The organism is Mesobacillus campisalis (genome assembly GCF_000986785.1).
Lineage (GTDB): Bacteria > Bacillota > Bacilli > Bacillales > Cytobacillaceae > Mesobacillus_B > Mesobacillus_B campisalis.
The window spans coordinates 21,374-39,387 of the sequence record NZ_LAYY01000004.1 but is presented as its reverse complement, the minus strand read 5'-3'; the positions used below and the strand labels follow the sequence as shown (position 1 = coordinate 39,387).

Sequence of the window (18,014 nt, the reverse complement as noted above, 5' to 3'; positions counted from 1 at the left end):
GAACTAAAGGTTTAGGTACCTTCCTAACAGGGTTTAGAAGTTTACACGGTGACAAATCGGAGGTCATAATGAAAAATCTGCCTGTGAATGTTTTATTATTTATTTTTTCCATATCGTTAAACGCTCTCGGAAACAGCTTTATGATCATTGCCGACCTAGGAAGCGCCCCATGGACTGCTGCCGGGCAAAACCTGGAAACCGTCCTGCCGTTCTCTGTTGGCGTGTGCATCATTTTATTGAATCTCTTTTCCTTCATCCTTAGCCGCTTAATGAAGGTACAGTTTACTTTGGGCCTGGTTATTAAAAGCTTGGCTCTTGCCTTTGCTTTTGGACTGTCCATCGATTTGTTTATGTACCTGCATCACAAGATCTATGTCCCTGAAAATATTTGGGTCCGCGGCTTATACTTATTAATCGGAATCAATCTTGTGGCCCTCGCCCTGTGTATTTACTTTCAGGCAAGCGATGTGTATCTGCCGCCTGACTATCTTCTGAAAGCGTTTGGTGAGCGGATGAACAATTATTCAATAGGAAATATTGTTTTTATGAGCATCCCGATTTCCATCAGCCTCGTTATCATGCTTTTTCATCGGCATGTGACAGGCCTTGGCATTGGTACGGTGTTGTGCATGTTTGGAATGGGCCTCTTGCTGGATTTTTACAATCGCCGGATTGTCATTCAACAAGCACCAAAACCAAAAACGTACAGTGCATAGGTTCATAATTAAATCTTAAAATGAAGAACACCGATTCTCTGGATCGGTTTTTTCAATTGGCAGCCGGCTCCATTCAAAGATTATCATTCTCCTTAGCTCGTTTGCGTCATATTCTTATAAAAACATTCTAAAAGGAGTGCGAGCAGAGTTGAGAAAATTGAAGGTTGGTTTACGCCCAATCGCCAGGAACATTAATTTGCCCACTGTTATAAAAACGGCGGTAATTCCGGGCGACTCCATGGAAAGGCTGTTTATCGCGACCCAGGTTGGAGAAATTTTTTACATAGGAGATTCTGGCTTAAGGCTTTTTTTGGACATTCGTCCGAGGATCATCAAGCTGGGTGCTTCCCGTGGGGGATATGATGAACGGGGCTTGCTGGGGCTCGCTTTCCATCCCGAATTTTATTATAACGGGCTGTTTTATCTACATTATTCGGCCGCTGGAACGCAGGGACCAGGCGCCCTTCCCGATTCATTTCAGCCCAACCCGTGCGACCCTCCTTCATTAAACCTGCGATGGACCAATCGCGAGACTCAATTTGATCATATTGATACCGTTGAAGAATGGGTTCATCTGCCAAATGGCGAGCCCCGCAAGCGGCGGACATTGCTTCATTTGCGCAGGCCGTTTTTTAATCATAATGGAGTCAACAGTTTAACCTTTTCACCTGAAACCGGCAGGCTTGTTTTGACAACCGGAGATGGCGGTTCAGGGTTTGACCCTTTTAACTTAAGCCAGGACAATCTCGAAATCGCAGGTAAAATCATTGAAATCGATGTAAGGAAAAATCCATCCAATGGCGATCCGCCCATTGTCACCCGATTTGACGAACTTCCTTCAGCTATACAGGCAACGCTGACGGTGATCGCCAAAGGGGTACGTAATATACCCGGAATTTCCTACCAAAGGTTTCATAATCAGTTTATTAAATATGCAGGCAATGTTGGGCAGGAATTGATTGAGTCGATTTTTTCATTCACACACTATCAACCCGTTCCCGTTCCTCTGCTTGCCCAGGCCTCCTCCATGAACACAAAGGGTTTGATCAATTTTGGCTGGAGAGGCTGGGAAGGCGGTCTTCCCGCTTTAGTCCCGAGAGCGTGTACCGAAAACCAGGCTTTGGATGAAAAGATAATGGCTTTTTACCAGGAAGCTGTGTCACTTGCATCCTGCCGCCTGCATCCATTAACCAGCTACTATCACCAGGATGCCCGGGCCGGCAAGTTTGCAGGAACTGCACTGACAGGTGTGCAGGCCTATATGGGAAGAAATATTCCTGGCCTAACAGGAAGCGTTGTGTTTACCGATTTTGCCCGGAAATACTCTAAGCCTGTCAGAGGGGCGCTGGCTTATACATCGGTGAAACCAAATGGGAAACAGAATGATTTTCATGAGATCCAGATTGATTATGAATTCGGGAATCAACCCGCCCATTTTGTCAGCCTTGGAACGGACCTGAACCAAACCAGGCTGTTTCTGGGAGTGTATGGCTCTGCCAGAGTCACCGACCTTAACCAGGGCGGAGTTTTTGAAATTCTTCCATAATTTCTAACGAAACCTGCTTATCCTTTTAAGCAGGAGCAAAGCCATCTCCACCCATAACCAGCTATAAAGGAAAGCAAATACAAAAATGCCTCCAGCTGTGAGGATGGAAAAGGACCCGGAGAAGGCTGGACCGAGAATCGGAAATCGGAAAAAATATAATAGACTTATAATACCTAGTGTTAAAGGAATCGCACCGCCAGCAATGACGGTCAATCTTTTTCTGAAAAAAGAAAAAGAGGCCCCGATGCCGAGTCCCAACAGCCCTGTTGTAAAAGGGAAAATCATCAGTTCCGCTGGCTGGATGATGAGCAGCAGCAAAATCGTCAGCAAGTAGGACATGAATCCAAATGGAATGGAAAACAGTGAACACAGCAGGATAGGGGCTGTGGCTAGCGGGCTAATTACATAGCCGATACCAGGCAAAAAGCCGCCGGCAGCCTGCAGCACAGCCGCAATCCCAACCAAATTTGCCCCCAGAACAAGCTTTGTCGTCTTGTTAAAGCTTCTGAATCTCCCATGCAAATTCATCCTTCCACCTCGATTCATGGGGACGGTTCTCTTCTTCATATTTATGGCCCGGCGGTAATAAAATTCTTGCTTTTTTCCTTTTGCCAAGGCTATTGAAACTGAAGAACCTTCCCTATGCTTTGCTCGATGATGTCTTCCATTTCTGCACGGCCGAAGTACTGCACATATAGAACCGTTTTACCTTTGGAAGCAAATACTTCTTTCAAATCCCCCTCTTCATGAATCACCAGGGAATCAACATCTGGGTGGTTTATTTCAGCGTAATTTTTCTCACTGGAGCTGTAACTGTACCTTTTCATTAAGTCCGCCATTAGGCGGTCTGACATTCCTGGAGGACGCAGCTGAAAGACCCTTGAATGGATGGTTGGTAAATATTCGCCGTCGCCGCTGTCGTCCTTCCACAATTCCCCCGATATCACACCTGACTCGTATGCTTCATATTGCACAGGAGCAAGCGGACTCCACTGGACACTGTAATAGTTGCCCCAGTCAATTTCCTCATCAAAATCGGAAGGCTCCGTCCTGACCAGCCCCGGGGTCTGATCCACCTCTGCCAAACGGACAATCGGCAGGTTTTCACTTGTTTCCGGCAAAGTACTGGCTTCATTTTCAACAAGCTGGATAATGGGCAGGATAGCGCTTAAACCAATGATTAATGTAAAAATGAAAGCAGTTATCGCACTTAAGCGGTGGTGCTTCTTTTCGGGAGCGACATGTCCTATTGGCTTTCCATCGCTCAAATCCCTTCGCAAAGCAGAGATTGAACTAGCTGCGCGCTGCAGATTCAAAGTCGTGTTTGCAATGAATAACGTTAAAACCGTTTGCGGAATGACCACTCCTTCGATCAAAACCAGCATAGGCGTCCCATCAATAAACCAAAACGAAGCTATCAGCAGCATCATTAGAAAAAGGCCAAAAAAAGAAATGCTAGCCTTCGCAGATAGTTGGCTTTCAACTTCTTTTAATTGGGACGAATACTCCAAGGGATCTTGATGAAGTTCGAGGGCATTGAACTCGGCAGGAGAGGAAAACACATGAAAATATTGATAGCCATCGACATACTCCCACCCTTTTTCACTGTTTTCCTGTATTTGTTCCGGCTCCATCCTCTTTCTGCTGGAAGCTTCGATCCTGTACCTCGTATTTTTTGGCTCCCCTTTTACAAACTTGGCAAAATGTAATCCCACCTTTTTTAGATGGCATCCCTTAGCCGCCATGTCGGAAAACCAACTTTCATGCTCGGGGATACGCCAATAGGGTGCTGGCCTGAGTTTATAGACTATCCTAACCATTAAAATCACCTTTTCAAGAATGCTATGCAGTAAGAGCTGGGTTGAGCATCCTTGCTTTCAAATTGATAGAATCAAAGATAACAGCATAATTTTGATAATACAATTCGCACCAGTGCATTCACCATAAAATTGTTTCAGCCTTGGCAAAGACGGGAATAAAACAGAAAGTCGAGGGGATGGAAATATTATGAAATATGTAATAGTTTACCAGAAACATTCAACGAAAAGAAGAGCCAAATCGTTTCCAGTCGGAGTCATCAGCGCTTCATCAATCGAGGTGGCAAGTGACCTTGTATTTAAAACGGCGAGGAACAAAAAGTTATTGAGCAAGAACGACGCGCTCCTCATCCTGCCCAAACACGAAGCAAAAAAATACTTTAACGATTTGGACAGGCCTGAAGAAGCCACCCTTTTATATCTTGTGGACCTATAATGTAATCCAGAAAAGGCGGCGGGATAACCTCTCCACCTTAGCCTTCATATGCTTTCCTTAATTTTTCCATGTCTATTTTGGTCCGCATATCAAGGAGAGCCTTCATCACCCTTGCTGATTTTTCATGATTCTCATCACTAACCATGTCATTAAGTGCAGAAGGAACAATTTGCCAGGACACCCCAAATTTATCTTTCAGCCATCCACAAACTTGTGCTTTTTCGTCTCCCCCTTCAGAGAGGTTCTCCCAATAATAATCAAGTTCTTCCTGGGTCTCACAATGAACAATGAACGAAATCGCTTCTGTAAATTTATATTTGGGGCCCCCGTTCAACGCCACGTACTTTTGCCCTTCCAATTCATATTCAACTGTCATTACCGCACCTTCCAAGCCGCTTTCATGTCGCTCCTTCCCATAACGAGTTATCCTGTTAATCCTTGAGTTCTTAAAAATAGAGGTGTAAAACTTTGCTGCCTCTTCCGCTTGATAATCAAACCATAAATTTGCCGTGATTTTTTGAATTTTATTTGCCATTTTTACCACTCCCGTTCAGATTCTGTTATACCTTAAAAAGCGTTAATCCAGTTAGTTGGATTAACGCCACTTATTGATTGTTTTTTTGCAATTGGAGCAGCAGAACCGTCCCCCTGCACCACCTATTTTCGGCGCGTTAATCTGGACAATGCCAGTATACCAAGTCCTGCTGCTATTGTGTTGAAAAGGACCGGCTGCTTGGATGCCTTTACGAACAAGCTGGAGGACCGCTTCCAGCCTATGTTTGTTCCTCGCTCATGCATTCCGTAACCCGCATGATACAAATTGCTTTCTTCCCTTGGTTTTGACGGTCTGTCAGGGTCATACTGGGTTGGGGGTATCATTCTTTCCATAAATTTATCTGTCAAACGAGGAAAGTTTGCTCCAAGAAACTGGATGGCTTTTGCCTGTGACCCGATATACATATCCCTCTTGGGATGTTCTGCTGCATAGAGGATCGCTTCTGCTACCGCTTCGGGAGGATAAATCATTCCTCTGTGTACCGGCTGATTGTCCAAATAGCTGGTTGCATGCTCATTGTAAGGTGTATCGATCCTGCCCGGATGGATAAGAGTCACCGAAATGGGTTCGTTTTCTTTTTCCAGTTCCATTCTTAAACTTTCTGTCCATCCGTGGACCGCAAATTTTGATGGAGCATAAGTTGATTGAATCAATGTGCCAGTATCCCCAAACAAGCTTCCCACGTTGATGAGCGCACCCGGTACGCCTCTTTCCCTGAAATGTCTCACAGCTTCCTTGGAACCGTATACCACTCCCCAATAGTTCGTATCAAATAACCGTTTCATATCCTCCGTGCTTACATCCATCGCGTACCCATAGATGGTCACCCCTGCATTATTCACCCAAGTATCAAAGCGGCCATACTCCTTTATCGCCGCTTCTGCAATTCTTTTAACGTCCTCTTCAACCCCTACATCTGCTTTTACAAGGATGGCCGAATGGCCCTTTTCCCGTAATTCGTCAACAAGTTCCTCTAATGCTTCCTCATTTCTTGCAGCGACAACCAGTTTTGCACCCTTCTCGGCCGCCATTCTTGCCGTCACAAGGCCGATTCCGCTTGATGCACCCGTAATGACTATTACCTGGTCACTTACATTTTTTAATTGTATACCTCCGGCTCCATTCATCAGGCCTTCGACTGCTTCCCGATTGTTTGATTCCAGTTCCATGAAATAACCTCCTCAAGATAAAACTAAGCTTCTTCTTAGTATGTACCCCAATCGGAGAAAAATTGTTCAACTAGGGAATATGGATGTTAAACGGCTTGGAAGCTGTTAAATAAAAAGACGTTAATCCATGATCAACGCCCCTGTCAATATTTCCAATAACTTGCTATGTCTTCTAAAAAAGTGTGGTAATAAACATCAACCAAACGGTCGAATTTCCTTGAAAGGTGCTTCCGTTTCAAAGGCACCCTGAATTTTATAATAAAAATAACGGTAGAACAAAATGAAAGGAATAATGTAGCGATCGGCCTTTTGGTAAATAGATGACTGAAGGTGAACATCATTGCGTACAATAAACCGGACCAAAAGACATTCCACCCATGAGCGTAAAGAATCAGTTTTTTACGATAAATGTAATATTCAACTGCTGTCGCCGTTATGACCCACTTAATAAGGTATATTGCCTGCTTACCGAATGAATTTGGGATTTTTGCCAGGAATGCCAGAACCAATAATGGACTCACTATAATGATGTGTATGTATCTAACTAGCCTCCAGTTCATGCCTGAGGGAATGAATTCCCAAACAAGATGCCGTTTACAAAGCCAATAATATAAGGCATTAAAGAAACTAACGTATAAAAGGTTTTTATGATATTTAGGAAAGTGACGATAAGATTTTAGGACAATATTTAATAAAAAAACGCTAAGGATCAGCCAGATATGCTTCCTACTTGTTATTTGTTTCCTTCTCATTACTGCCCCCTTGTTTTTACTTTTATTTTTCTCAAATTTTTACAATATATCCCCTTGCTTCCGATACATCAAAAAAGCGTAAATCCCTTTGGATTAACGCTTTCACCAGAGCTACTATTACTGCAGTTACTCTTTTGCTGAGGCCTCTTCATTGCTTGTTTTTGTCCCATGTTTAACACCTTTGCTTTTATAAGGTTTCGCACTTTTGGCCTTTTTCGCACCGGCCTGCCAGCGGTTCCAGCCTTTCTTGCCTGTGCCTCTCCCTGTTCCGCCCTTACTTTTAGCTTTACTCATTAAATCAGCTCCATTATTCTTGTCCGACTTTTTATCGGGTATTATTGGAAAAATCGAATAGCATAAGAGTTGGTAGTATTTAACTTTTAAAACCGAACAAAATATTTGTGGAGCTCCTTTTCATTGATCGCCATTCTGATTTTGAAATCCTCCGTTCGCAATACAAACTCTTTGATTCCGATAAATTCAGATTCCACAACCAAATAAAATTGGGTCCCTTTTTTAAAGCCTTTGAAATTATTTTTTAGCTTATACCTTTTCATGATTTTTTTGCTGCTCCCGTTCCATATAAAAAAGCGCCAATCTCTTTTCATCAAATCGGCACTTTGTTATTGCGCTTGCTGGTCAGCGCGATGCTTTCGGCGGCTGGCACACGTCACATTTACGCTGATGGTTATTTTTGAACTTTGTAAATGTCTTTTCAAAATTGCTGCCACATGCACATTTAAATAACAGCTTTTGTGAAAATCCGTGATATTCTGTGCTAAGCAGCTTGCTATCCGAATTTTTCTCAACAAACTCTTTAATTTTATCGATTGTCCATCGTTTGTTCATTCTTTTTACACCTCAAGTGTTTTCATTGGCGAAAGCTTTGATAGCAACCGTCCAATGAACATTAGTTGTAGTTCGCCCAAGCTCCTCATTATACCATTTGCTCAGGGACAATAAAAGCAAGGATGATGGACAATTTAATGCATTGGCCAGGACTTGTATATCATTCGGACTTACGACAGCAATTTCTCTTAAATCGGGTCCGAATGAAGCACGGATTCGGACTTGATGCCTTCCTTTCCATCTCCCCGAGTCCGAATGAGGAGTGCATACGGATTTCAGCCGATGCCCTCCCAACCACATTCCATAATAATTCCCTCCATAATGTGCAAACATAAAAAAAACAGCCAAAAATCTGGCTGCCGATTAATGGCCGAGTCCCTTGCTTTTACCGCCGGCATTATCATTTGGGGAGTCGCCGGTGCCATTTTTGGCTTTGCTATTTGGTGTACCATAAACTTGGTTATCCTTCGTGACCTTAGCACCGGTTGAAACATCGTCCTTTGTTTTCACTAAAATCATCTCCTTTATCATGTCCGTTATATTATCTATGGAAAGGAGAATCATTATACATACAGGTTATGATGCGCGAGAACCGTCCCCTTGCTCTACCCAAAGAATAAATCCAGCAGATTGGAGGAAGCAGAGGATTCTTTATTGTAGAACTCTGAGTACCCACAGTTTTTGCAGTATACCACAATAAACTGGTTATGCTGGACATCAAATAACTTGGAAAGCCCAGTGCCCGTCATGGCCACTTCCTTCTCTCCCGCATCTTGGCTTCCGCATTTTATACAACCTTTTTCAGACATAATCTTTTTCCCCTCTCAAAAATCAAGTGTTTAGCAATAAATACGGAGGTCGCTGGAAAAAGATTCAAAACCATCAAAATTATGTTTTTAAAATTGCTTGCAGGCTAAGGGTACATAGAATAGCAAAAAAGCTGGCCAAATCTCTTCGGCCAGCTTTTTGCTATTGGAGTACTACTTCCTCACTCTATTTGGAATCTCGTGATAATCCTCAGGATTCAACTCATACACGCTGCCCTCTGCGACTCCATTCATCACGCCCATGAGGCCGGTTTCGACGGTTTTAACCAGCTGGCCTTTCATTTTTTGGCCAAAGTTCTGGGTTTGTCCCTTCACCTCAAAGATGACGATGCCGCTGCCGTTCAGGGAAAATGCGCCCAGGGCCGTTCCTGGAAGATCCAGGTCTTGGTCGTATAGCGTGATATTCGTGAAAATTGAATTTCCTTTTTCCTGGATCGCATCATACAGGGCCACATTCAGCTGGCGTGAAAAGTCAAAACGGAACTGGTCCGCGTACTGACTATATTTCGCTCCTCTTGGAGTGTTTGGATCCGGAACAAAATCGGCCGAGATCGACATGGTGACTTCCCTGTCACTCCCTTCGACCGTATAGAAGTTTTGGTGGTGCAGGTCCATGAACACTTCCACATTCCCAAACTCTTCTTTCAGGCTCTTGTATACATCCCGTACCGTTTGTGCCTCCGGTGTGATATACCAGCCGGCTGTGGAAGAATTACCAGGGAAGTCTTCCGGTTTCGGAACATAATTCAGGTCAGGGTTAAAATCACGGTTTACATCGAAACCAGGGTTTGAGGTGTAGTCATCTCCCTGAAGGGTCCGGTTATAATAATTCCAGGTAGGCCTTGCGTTTTGCAATTGCGGGAAGTCTTCAACCACTTCCTCCCAGCTCATGACATTGCCGCGCCTGTCCAATTCGGATCCATCCGCATTCATCATCGGAATAGCCACAATGGTGAGTTCTTCCCTTATCTTTTTTGCTTCGGGAGACTGGCTGGAGCCCAAATATTGCAGAATGTTTAACAGAGCCTCTGTTCCTGTCTTTTCATTTCCATGAATCTCGCTTTGGACCAAAACCACTTTATCCCCCTGGCCAACCCGGGCACTAAAGATGTCTCTTCCCTGATTGGTTTTCCCCGCTGATTCCACCTGTACGAGTCCATTGGAAGCCTTCTCGATTTGGCTTAGCCTTTGTTTCAGCTCCTCGTAATCAATATAGCCCTTTACAGATGGGGTCTCTTCCGTAATCGGTTTTGCTCCCTCCGCAAAACCCACCTGGGGAACAAGGATGGATGCAGCCAATGCTGCCGAGCTTAACACCTTCCATAATTGCTTTTTATTCATCATTTATCCTCCCGCTTGCAATTTTATTCGGAATCCGAACTACTATCATTGTGCCTGTTTCTGGAAGGCAATGTAAATGTGCTAATAGAAGCAAGATTCCGACAAATTACACTCCAGCCTCTATCTTACGGACTAAGCCCTGAAGCATAGGGAGGTCCGGAACACGAACAAGCATGGGGAACTCCCCATGCTTGTTCATCTGTTATTGATGCAGAAACCGTCCCCTTGCTTACTTTCCTTTTTTGACCCATTCTGCTACGGTTACGGTGCGTTTTGCCTGGTGCTTGACGGCCGCTTCAACGTCTTCGATCATTTTGCCGTCTTCGTTTACGGTGACGCTTGTTCCATAAGGGTTGCCGCCTGCGCCGAAAATGACTGGATCAGTATAGCCAGGAGTCGCAATGATCGCTCCCCAGTGCATCATTGATGTATAGAGGGACAGAAGAGTTGCTTCCTGGCCGCCGTGCGGATTTTGGGCAGACGTCATCGCGCTCACGACCTTGTTGACGGTTTTGCCAGTTGCCCATAGTCCGCCTTGAGTATCAAGGAATTGCTTCATTTGGGAAGGCATGTTGCCGAAGCGTGTTGGCACACTGAAAATCACCGCATCCGCCCATTCGATATCATCGCCCTTAGCCACTGGAACATCTTTTGTTGCTTCTGTTGTCGCCTTCCAGACCTCATTTCCCTGGACAACCGATTCTGGAGCCAGTTCTTCCACTTTTAGGACTCTGACTTCAGCGCCAGCTTCCCTTGCTCCTTCTTCAGCCCATTTTGCCAGCTGATAGTTGGTTCCACCCATACTGTAGAAAATTACCGCTAATTTAACCTTTTCCATTTTTTCATTCTCCTTTATTTTCGAATTTCCAAATAGTTTGGAGAGAAAACCCATTTCCTGTACCTCCATAAATAAATTAGAATCCTAAGCAGCTTTTATTAGTCTGCTATCTTTCTTCCATAAAAATACCTTTATGCCGGATCTCAGCTTAAATTCCTTATCCGTACCAAACATTTCAATTTAAAATACTTTTAATTCGAGATAAATGTATCACGGCCACAAAGTAATGTCAATTACCTTGATGTAAATTATTTTTAATTCAATATAATTTGTACGGTCAGAGTTCGGGATTATTTTCCTCCCTTTACAAATACCGACATTTTAACAGGTCCTTTGTCATAAAAACAAGAAAGAAAATATGCCCATTAAAAGGTAAAATATGTAACTATTAAGGTGTGGAGGAGTCTATTTTGTATAAATAAACGTTTTATATAAAGCACGTCCCTCCCTGCTTCCAGCAATACGGGACTTGCAAATATAAAACTGGGGGGATGGGGAATGAAGAAAATCTTTATCGCTTTTATGCTTCTAGTATCACTGGTGTTCTTTGAGGCACCCGCAGAGGCGGCTGGCGGGGAATTCATCATCATCAACAAGTCGAACAACCAGCTGGCTTATTACAAACAGAGTAAGCTGGTAAGAACGTTTAAAGTGGGGACTGGCAGGCAGCCTTCCTACACCCCGGAGGGCAAATTCAAAGTCGTCAACAAGATTAAGAATCGTCCTTATTACAGCGGGAATATCCCTGGAGGCGACCCAAGGAATCCCCTTGGAAACCGTTGGCTTGGCCTCAATGCCAGAGGTACCTGGGGAACTACCTATGCTATCCATGGCAATAACAACCCTAATTCTATTGGCGGATATGTGAGCGGCGGCTGCATCAGGATGTACGATGAGGAAGTGGAATGGCTTTATAACCAGGTGAGTGTAAATACGCCGGTTATTATCACCACCTCCAAAAGCTCCTTTAATTCCATCGCAGCCGCAAATGGATATAAAGTTTCAGGAGGCGCTTCCCTTCCAGTTACAGGTGTACCTTCATCAAGCACCGTCCTGAAAAAAGGGATGAGAGGTGCCGAAGTAAGGAACCTGCAGCGAATCCTCACCAACAAAGGCTATAGCACAAAGGGAATAGACGGAGTATTCGGACCAGCAACAGAAGCAGCCGTCAAGAAATTTCAAAAAGCCAAGAAACTGAAGGCGGATGGAATTGTCGGGCCGGCGACCAAAAAGGCATTAGGAATGAAGTAAAGAGGAAGGCAGCCATTGCAGATGATGGCTGCCTTCCTCTTTACTTAAGCAATCTTTACCTTGGAAGTCCCTTCTATATGGGTATTCCAGGCTGTTCTAGTTAGAGGCCAGATGTCCCCTGTCCGCGGCTTGCGGTGGCTGTTCCATCCACCCTTTCTCAACCATGATTTTTGCTGCACTTTCTACGAATGTCGTTATTTTCATGAGCGATTTACCATAAAGCAACGCAATGTCATGCCTTCCGTTTACTGCCACTGAATTCCCAAAAGCTCTTATTTTCAAAGAGAACATATCCATTTTATGATATAACATAAGCTTATCCGAAAACGGTGAAAATGTTGACGAAGTAACCAGATCGTCCAAAAAAGATGGCGATGGCAGGTTTTCGTTATGTAGCATTTTCATGAAATGTTCAATATCTGCCGTTGTCATGTCTCTTCCTTTTTCAAACAAATGCCTAATCTTTTCATCTTTCACGACTTGGGCGAAAGCCATGATAAGAGCTTTACTTGTAACGTTATTTTCAATATTATCGTAAAAATGGGCAATTTCAAGTGCATGCATAGGACGAATATGCCCAAAGAATCCATTTAGAAAATCCTGTTGGACGAATTCAGCCTTTTCTGGAATTGGAATGATAGGCGGCTTAATTATTAATCCTTTATCCATTTGGATTTCTTTTATCTGCTCCATTAAGTCCATAACGGATTCCATACAATAGGTGAAAAAATCTTTTACATCCTTTCTATAAACAATGGGTATACCTACATTATATATACTCATACCTGCTTTCGCCGTATACTTTAAGTAATGGACATAGTACTCATCCTCAAACAATCTTGGAGCACCAAGATTGACGTCATTCTCATTAAAACCTATAGGTACGGGGAAATTGTCTTTTTTAAATATTTCTTTGATGGCTTTCATGAATTGTTCCGTCAATTTTAGTGCGTTCTCTAATAGGATTTTGATTTCCTTATCCTCTGCGTGGTGGAAGAAATAACTTAAGATGCAATTTGACATACTGTTGCCCATATAGGTTGCCCAAAGTTTTCCCATTTCGGCTGATGTAAGTTTTTCATGTGTACTGGATTTGGTCGAACCTACTTTTATTGGCTTAATTGTATCCATGGGCCTCCCCCCTTATTTCAGTTAAGAGTAATTTCCCCATTGATTCAATTCCTATTCCTTCGTCCTCACACAACCCTTTAAAGGTAAAGATAATGAAATCCTTGTGCCTTGACCGATTTCACTTTCAACGGTTATGTTTCCGCCGTGTGCTTCTGTGACCTGTTTCGCGATTGCAAGTCCCAAACCGCTTCCTTTATGGGTTTTCCCTGTATTGGTTCCGCGATAGTAGCGGGTGAATAGTTTCGCTATGTCATCCGGGGCAATGCCTTTCCCATTGTCCTCTATGAGAATGGAGACGAAATTTCCTGCTCTTTGTATCTCCACTGAAATAGTAGTACCGAGCGGATTATGGACAATAGCATTGAAAATCAAATTCATAACCGCACGCTGCAGCAAGTCGACGTCACACCAATAAGGATATCTTTCCAGCGTTGAAGAAAATTGTAAAGGGACGTCCTCAAATGATGGATGGTTCAACACATGAATCACGGCTTCCCTTACAACTTCGACCAAATCCGCCTGTTTCATTTTCAGCGGGAAAGATGTGCTCTTTAATCGGTAAGTTAGGTTAAGATCTTCTATAAGCCTTTCAATATAATCAGACTTATCCTGGATAATATCCAGATATCTCTCCTTTTCGGCCTGTTCCAGCTCGTATTCCTGAAGTAGTTCGGCATACCCTTTTATGGAGGCAAGCGGGGTTTTTATATCATGTGAAATATTGGCAACCCACTCCTCCCTGGTCTTTTCCATTTTCATCCGTTGAATTTCGCTGGCCTGAAGAGCCGATGACAGTTGATTCAGGTTCTGGAATACATTTTTATAGATCCCCTTCGGCTTAAAGACATGTTGAAAATGCCCCCTGGACAAGCTTTGAATGCCTTCAATGATCTGGACAAGAGGCTTTGACAAGCGTTTGCTGAAAAAATAGCCAATCAATAAAGCAATAAGGGTAACCGACATGATCACGATTCCAATCACAAGCAGGCCGTCGCGGATAAGCGTTTCCGTCCGGAAGTGAAAAATCGTTTTTCCAATCACTTTTTCTGGAAAGCCCATAATATAGCTTAATTGACGGCCTCCTTTATCCAGCATTCCAACAAAGATCGTAGATTGTTCAAGTGCACCCGTGTATTTATAATAATGAATCAATTGAGCGGGAGTATACGCATCAGGAACGTTTTCCGGCTTGAACCTGCTGTATACTTCGGAGCCTTTTTCGTCTAAAACCTGGATCCAAATATCCGCTCTTTGAAGTTCCTGCAGATCCTTGGCAGGAATCGAAATCTCCCCATTGTCAAAATCGATTTCCCCTGCAAATCCCAATGTAAAGGAAGCTGGATTTTGATAAGGGAATATCCGGTCCTGCTGAGCCAGATTGCTATATAAAAAAACAAAATTCAAAACGAGAAAAAGGAAGAACGAAATCAATAAGCTTAAGCTCATAAAGAGAAGGAATTGCGCGGTGATTTTCCACTTCATGTGGCAGAGCCCCGGACCTCAAGCTTATATCCCAGCCCTTTGACTGTTTTGATCCACTTTGGATTGCCCGGTTCTTCCTCTATTTTTTCACGCAGCCTGCGGATATGGACCATGATGGTATTGTCAAAGCCGATATAATCCTCGCCCCAAACCGCTTCACAAATTCGGCTTTTGCTGAAAATCTTGTTGGGATGGCTGGCTAGATAGACAAGCAATTGAAGTTCCTTGGCCGTCAGCGTCACCGGCTCCTCCCCTTTAAGTACCTCTCCCTTATCGGGAAGGATAGTGATGTCACCAAATATAATTTTTTGGTGTTCTGTTTTGCTCTCCGACATATACACGGATCTGCGTAATTGGGCCTTGATCCTGTATAATACTTCCTGCGGGCTGAAAGGCTTCGTCACATAGTCATCTCCGCCGATACCAAGGCCTAGAAGTTTATCAATCTCATCCGATTTGGCCGACAGAAAAATGATCGGCGCAAACGTGCCCTTTCGGATTTCCTGGCAGACTTGATATCCATCCATATCCGGCAGCATAATATCAAGGACAATCACATCATGTTTTTGTTTCCTGGATAGAGCAATGGCCTCCTGCCCGGTTACGGCCTTTTCGATTTGCTGAAACCCTTCCTTCCTCAGCACCGTTTCAAGCAAATCCAAAATCTCCACTTCATCATCTACAAGCAATACTCGGTTATTAGCAAGTCCTGTTAATGGCATCATTTAGGATTCCCTCTTTTCTTCTGCTACTCTTATAGTATATCTTTTCTGCAGAAACTGGAAAATCCTATGAAAACAAACGTACAAAAGATAAGGACGGAAACACCTAGCATGTGAAGATTATTCCCGCCCATATCAAACACATAATTCATTGAGGCGACAATTGGATAATCCCACGGGTAAAAAATCCAATACTTCTCCGAATTCGCCACTAGCATGGAAGGAAAGGCCAGCCCAGCCCCAACGGCCATTGGGACAGCAACATGGGCAAACTGGAAGCTCAAATAAAAGAGGATACCGATGATGGCAAGGGAAGCAAGAAATAAAACAAGCAATCGCTTCATCATCCATAGGTAAGGAATATTGTCCACGCCCAGGAAATGGGCAGCGACAATCAACCCGGCATAAAGGAGAATAAGGCTGTAGGAGATGACTGTCATCCCCACGAGCAATTTCGCTCCATAAACCACACCCCTTGACACCGGCAAAGCCAATAGCTGCTTCCAGCCGTTCTGGCTGTGCTCCAACCTGGCCATCATCGCGAGCACAACCGTAATAATCAGCGGGAAAATCAGCCAGCTGTACACGGACATGCTTCCCTGATACAAAAAGGCGCGAAAGATATCCTCAGCTTCTCTTGCCCGGTCCAGTTTGGCAAATTGCCAGCCCTGCAAAAGGGCAAACAGCGTTAGTACTGTTGTCGTCAACACGATCCGCGTGCACCTTAATTTATAGAATTCTAAAAATATCATTGTCTTCATCGTGATTTCCCCTCCCTACAGCACATCTCTTCGTTTAAATTGCCACAAACCCAATCCAAAGAAAACGACCAGCAGGACACCATTATAAAAGAACATCTCCGCCAGGTTCCCTCCATCATACCCATCTGTATAAAACGTGTAGGCATATGGGTAGATTTTTACCCATTCAGGAAACATAAAAATAACGATGGAAGATAAGATTACTCCTGCAAATCCGATGACAATTCCAATAACGGAGTTCTTAAAAGAAAAGCTCAGCCAATTATGAAAACCTGCGACGGCTAAAATCATCACAATTTGTTTTCCCGCATAGATGCCATAACTTTTCCATTCCATAGCCTCCGGAAAGTCCATTATAAAACCAACCAGCATCAGGCCCAAGACATTCAGGACAATCAGCAGGACGCTAAAAAACCAGCCTGCCACAAATTTGGAAAGATAAAATTCTTCCCGCCGGACGGGTAAGCTTAAAAGCTGTTTCCAACTGTTGTGTGATTCCTCCACCTGGTAAAGGATGGCGTAAATAATGCCAACAAACATGGGCAAAAACATTCCCCATCCAAGCACCCGATGGTTTTCCATCAGCAATAAGTCCCAAGATGTTTGGCCAAGGCCTGCCGTATCGAGAAGGTAATCATAACGGATTTGGAAATCCAGGAACATGGCCATCGTCGTCCCGGCAGGAATGGCGAGCAAAAACAGCCAGATCAATCCTTTTTTCTGCTTGTAGCATTCCAGGAATATCAAGGTATGCAGCTTCATCCTCTGCCCTCCTGTCCCGTAACGGAAAGAAAGATTTCTTCAAGGGAATCTTGTTTCATCACCAGCCGGTGGACATCGTAGCCGTTCAGGATCAGCTCACGGTTTAATTTCGCCGGTTGGACGCCTGAATCTACATAAAGATAGCTTTCATCCCCTTTGAAGGGAACCCCAACTTCGGTTAAATAGGTTTCAACGTCCTTTCTCGGTTCAGCGACCATCTCGATAACCGCGTTTTGCCTATCCTGTAGATCAGCCATCGATCCCTGAAACAGCAATTTTCCGCTATGGATGATTCCGACATGGGTCGCCATTAATTCTATTTCACTTAAAATATGAGAGGACAGCAACACCGTGATGCCGTAATTCTTCGGCAAGCTTTTGATCAACTCGCGAATTTCGATAATGCCGGAAGGATCCAGGCCATTGGTTGGTTCATCGAGGATCAGGAGGTCCGGGCTACCCAAAAGAGCCTGGGCGATTCCAAGCCGCTGTTTCATCCCAAGGGAGAACTTCTTTACTGCTTTTTTCTGTACGTCCGTTAGTTTCACGACTTCGAGTACTCGTGCAATTTCTTTTTTGTCGACGTTAAGGATTCTTCTGGTAATCTCCAAGTTTTCAAAAGCCGTTAAATGCCCATAGTAAGAAGGAGTTTCCACCATCGAGCCAATCCTCTGCAAAATCGCAAGCCGCTCTTCCTTGATGGACTTCCCGAATATATGAACCTCCCCTTTTGTAGCTCCTATCAGGCCAAGCAGGATGCGGATGGTCGTCGATTTTCCGGCTCCATTCGGGCCAAGAAACCCATAAATCCCGCCCTGCGGGACATGTAAGTTGACTCCCTCAACGGCGACAAACTTTCCAAACCTCTTCGTCAATTGTTTTGTATCAATAATATAGGCAGACATCTTTTTCCTCCATCTCCTTTGTCATACCTCCATGATACCGCCCCAACCTTAACGCTTAATTGGCCGTACCTTAAATGAACCTTAAAAAAATGGAATCCCCATGTTTGGAGATTCCATAAAAAATCTATAAAACTTAATCTTCCCTCAGACAAT

General features: G+C 43.9%; 20 protein-coding genes. 4 read left to right on the top strand and 16 right to left on the bottom strand.

Annotation, left to right across the window (positions count from 1 at the left end):
- Nucleotides 1–68: 68 nt before the first annotated feature.
- Nucleotides 69–716, top strand: coding sequence for a YczE/YyaS/YitT family protein (locus WQ57_RS04600; RefSeq protein WP_046522560.1), 648 nt, complete (start codon nt 69–71; stop codon nt 714–716).
- Nucleotides 717–864: 148 nt separating this feature from the next.
- On the top strand, nt 865–2,262 hold the full coding sequence (locus WQ57_RS04595) for a PQQ-dependent sugar dehydrogenase (RefSeq protein WP_046522559.1): 1,398 nt from the start codon (nt 865–867) through the stop codon (nt 2,260–2,262).
- 3 nt (nt 2,263–2,265) lie between these two features.
- On the opposite strand, the gene WQ57_RS04590 is transcribed toward WQ57_RS04595, so the two are convergent.
- Both WQ57_RS04590 and WQ57_RS04585 read right to left on the bottom strand, forming a co-directional pair.
- On the bottom strand, nt 2,266–2,790 hold the full coding sequence (locus tag WQ57_RS04590) for a hypothetical protein (RefSeq protein ID WP_241481478.1): 525 nt from the start codon (nt 2,788–2,790) through the stop codon (nt 2,266–2,268).
- Between the two features lie 89 nt (nt 2,791–2,879).
- Nucleotides 2,880–4,082, bottom strand: a complete 1,203-nt coding sequence (locus tag WQ57_RS04585; RefSeq protein WP_046522558.1) for a DUF2812 domain-containing protein — start codon at nt 4,080–4,082, stop codon at nt 2,880–2,882.
- A gap of 187 nt (nt 4,083–4,269) precedes the next feature.
- Between WQ57_RS04585 and WQ57_RS04580 the strand changes: the two genes are divergently transcribed.
- Nucleotides 4,270–4,515, top strand: coding sequence for a hypothetical protein (locus WQ57_RS04580; protein WP_046522557.1), 246 nt, complete (start codon nt 4,270–4,272; stop codon nt 4,513–4,515).
- Nucleotides 4,516–4,552: 37 nt separating this feature from the next.
- Here WQ57_RS04580 and WQ57_RS04575 read toward each other — a convergent pair whose 3' ends face one another.
- From WQ57_RS04575 to wrbA, 8 genes are all read right to left on the bottom strand, one after another.
- Nucleotides 4,553–5,050 carry a VOC family protein gene (locus WQ57_RS04575; RefSeq protein WP_046522556.1) on the bottom strand — a complete coding sequence of 166 codons (498 nt, stop codon included), beginning with the start codon at nt 5,048–5,050 and terminating at the stop codon, nt 4,553–4,555.
- Between the two features lie 122 nt (nt 5,051–5,172).
- Entirely contained in the window at nt 5,173–6,240 is a 1,068-nt protein-coding gene (locus WQ57_RS04570) for an SDR family oxidoreductase (RefSeq protein WP_046522555.1), read from the bottom strand.
- Between the two features lie 878 nt (nt 6,241–7,118).
- Complete coding sequence (locus WQ57_RS26110) at nt 7,119–7,286, bottom strand: DUF3934 family protein (RefSeq protein WP_084820157.1); 168 nt, start codon at nt 7,284–7,286, stop codon at nt 7,119–7,121.
- A gap of 345 nt (nt 7,287–7,631) precedes the next feature.
- Nucleotides 7,632–7,841: a hypothetical protein gene (locus tag WQ57_RS04555; protein WP_046522553.1), complete on the bottom strand. Its 210-nt coding sequence runs from the start codon at nt 7,839–7,841 to the stop codon at nt 7,632–7,634.
- Between the two features lie 363 nt (nt 7,842–8,204).
- On the bottom strand, nt 8,205–8,351 hold the full coding sequence (locus tag WQ57_RS26875) for a hypothetical protein (protein ID WP_162200599.1): 147 nt from the start codon (nt 8,349–8,351) through the stop codon (nt 8,205–8,207).
- A gap of 95 nt (nt 8,352–8,446) precedes the next feature.
- On the bottom strand, nt 8,447–8,650 hold the full coding sequence (locus WQ57_RS04545) for a zinc ribbon domain-containing protein (RefSeq protein WP_046522551.1): 204 nt from the start codon (nt 8,648–8,650) through the stop codon (nt 8,447–8,449).
- Between the two features lie 171 nt (nt 8,651–8,821).
- Nucleotides 8,822–10,009: a M14 family zinc carboxypeptidase gene (locus tag WQ57_RS04540; RefSeq protein ID WP_046522550.1), complete on the bottom strand. Its 1,188-nt coding sequence runs from the start codon at nt 10,007–10,009 to the stop codon at nt 8,822–8,824.
- Nucleotides 10,010–10,238: 229 nt separating this feature from the next.
- Nucleotides 10,239–10,847 (bottom strand): NAD(P)H:quinone oxidoreductase, encoded by a 609-nt coding sequence (gene wrbA, locus WQ57_RS04535; RefSeq protein WP_046522732.1) that lies wholly within the window; start codon nt 10,845–10,847, stop codon nt 10,239–10,241.
- A 498-nt stretch (nt 10,848–11,345) separates the two neighbouring features.
- Here wrbA and WQ57_RS04530 point away from each other — a divergent pair, with 498 nt between their 5' ends.
- The gene (locus WQ57_RS04530; RefSeq protein WP_046522549.1) at nt 11,346–12,098 is read left to right on the top strand and encodes a L,D-transpeptidase family protein; all 753 of its coding nucleotides are present in this window, start codon (nt 11,346–11,348) and stop codon (nt 12,096–12,098) included.
- A gap of 96 nt (nt 12,099–12,194) precedes the next feature.
- Here the strand turns inward: WQ57_RS04530 and WQ57_RS04525 are convergent, their stop codons facing one another.
- The 6 genes from WQ57_RS04525 to WQ57_RS04500 are packed head-to-tail and all read right to left on the bottom strand — an operon-like array spanning nt 12,195 to nt 17,861.
- Nucleotides 12,195–13,229, bottom strand: coding sequence for a DUF3231 family protein (locus tag WQ57_RS04525; protein ID WP_046522548.1), 1,035 nt, complete (start codon nt 13,227–13,229; stop codon nt 12,195–12,197).
- A gap of 51 nt (nt 13,230–13,280) precedes the next feature.
- On the bottom strand, nt 13,281–14,711 hold the full coding sequence (locus WQ57_RS04520) for a HAMP domain-containing sensor histidine kinase (RefSeq protein WP_046522547.1): 1,431 nt from the start codon (nt 14,709–14,711) through the stop codon (nt 13,281–13,283).
- Nucleotides 14,708–15,433: a response regulator transcription factor gene (locus tag WQ57_RS04515; protein WP_046522731.1), complete on the bottom strand. Its 726-nt coding sequence runs from the start codon at nt 15,431–15,433 to the stop codon at nt 14,708–14,710. Before WQ57_RS04515 ends, WQ57_RS04520 begins: the two co-directional genes overlap by 4 nt.
- A 32-nt stretch (nt 15,434–15,465) precedes the next feature.
- Nucleotides 15,466–16,194 (bottom strand): ABC transporter permease, encoded by a 729-nt coding sequence (locus tag WQ57_RS04510; protein WP_052948638.1) that lies wholly within the window; start codon nt 16,192–16,194, stop codon nt 15,466–15,468.
- Nucleotides 16,195–16,209: 15 nt separating this feature from the next.
- The gene (locus tag WQ57_RS04505) at nt 16,210–16,956 is read right to left on the bottom strand and encodes an ABC transporter permease (RefSeq protein ID WP_046522546.1); all 747 of its coding nucleotides are present in this window, start codon (nt 16,954–16,956) and stop codon (nt 16,210–16,212) included.
- Entirely contained in the window at nt 16,953–17,861 is a 909-nt protein-coding gene (locus tag WQ57_RS04500; RefSeq protein ID WP_046522545.1) for an ABC transporter ATP-binding protein, read from the bottom strand. The genes WQ57_RS04505 and WQ57_RS04500 overlap by 4 nt, the downstream gene beginning before the upstream one ends.
- Between the last annotated feature and the right edge of the window lie 153 nt (nt 17,862–18,014).

What these genes read in the sequence shown, in the direction of transcription:
- WQ57_RS04600 (WP_046522560.1), top strand. Translation starts at nt 69, where the DNA reads ATGAAAAATCTGCCTGTGAATGTTTTATTATTTATTTTTTCCATATCG.
- WQ57_RS04590 (WP_241481478.1), bottom strand. Translation starts at nt 2,790, where the DNA reads ATGAATTTGCATGGGAGATTCAGAAGCTTTAACAAGACGACAAAGCTT.
- WQ57_RS04585 (WP_046522558.1), bottom strand. Translation starts at nt 4,082, where the DNA reads ATGGTTAGGATAGTCTATAAACTCAGGCCAGCACCCTATTGGCGTATC.
- WQ57_RS04580 (WP_046522557.1), top strand. Translation starts at nt 4,270, where the DNA reads ATGAAATATGTAATAGTTTACCAGAAACATTCAACGAAAAGAAGAGCC.
- WQ57_RS04575 (WP_046522556.1), bottom strand. Translation starts at nt 5,050, where the DNA reads ATGGCAAATAAAATTCAAAAAATCACGGCAAATTTATGGTTTGATTAT.
- WQ57_RS04570 (WP_046522555.1), bottom strand. Translation starts at nt 6,240, where the DNA reads ATGGAACTGGAATCAAACAATCGGGAAGCAGTCGAAGGCCTGATGAAT.
- WQ57_RS26110 (WP_084820157.1), bottom strand. Translation starts at nt 7,286, where the DNA reads ATGAGTAAAGCTAAAAGTAAGGGCGGAACAGGGAGAGGCACAGGCAAG.
- WQ57_RS04555 (WP_046522553.1), bottom strand. Translation starts at nt 7,841, where the DNA reads ATGAACAAACGATGGACAATCGATAAAATTAAAGAGTTTGTTGAGAAA.
- WQ57_RS04545 (WP_046522551.1), bottom strand. Translation starts at nt 8,650, where the DNA reads ATGTCTGAAAAAGGTTGTATAAAATGCGGAAGCCAAGATGCGGGAGAG.
- WQ57_RS04540 (WP_046522550.1), bottom strand. Translation starts at nt 10,009, where the DNA reads ATGAATAAAAAGCAATTATGGAAGGTGTTAAGCTCGGCAGCATTGGCT.
- wrbA (WP_046522732.1), bottom strand. Translation starts at nt 10,847, where the DNA reads ATGGAAAAGGTTAAATTAGCGGTAATTTTCTACAGTATGGGTGGAACC.
- WQ57_RS04530 (WP_046522549.1), top strand. Translation starts at nt 11,346, where the DNA reads ATGAAGAAAATCTTTATCGCTTTTATGCTTCTAGTATCACTGGTGTTC.
- WQ57_RS04525 (WP_046522548.1), bottom strand. Translation starts at nt 13,229, where the DNA reads ATGGATACAATTAAGCCAATAAAAGTAGGTTCGACCAAATCCAGTACA.
- WQ57_RS04520 (WP_046522547.1), bottom strand. Translation starts at nt 14,711, where the DNA reads ATGAAGTGGAAAATCACCGCGCAATTCCTTCTCTTTATGAGCTTAAGC.
- WQ57_RS04515 (WP_046522731.1), bottom strand. Translation starts at nt 15,433, where the DNA reads ATGCCATTAACAGGACTTGCTAATAACCGAGTATTGCTTGTAGATGAT.
- WQ57_RS04510 (WP_052948638.1), bottom strand. Translation starts at nt 16,194, where the DNA reads ATGAAGACAATGATATTTTTAGAATTCTATAAATTAAGGTGCACGCGG.
- WQ57_RS04505 (WP_046522546.1), bottom strand. Translation starts at nt 16,956, where the DNA reads ATGAAGCTGCATACCTTGATATTCCTGGAATGCTACAAGCAGAAAAAA.
- WQ57_RS04500 (WP_046522545.1), bottom strand. Translation starts at nt 17,861, where the DNA reads ATGTCTGCCTATATTATTGATACAAAACAATTGACGAAGAGGTTTGGA.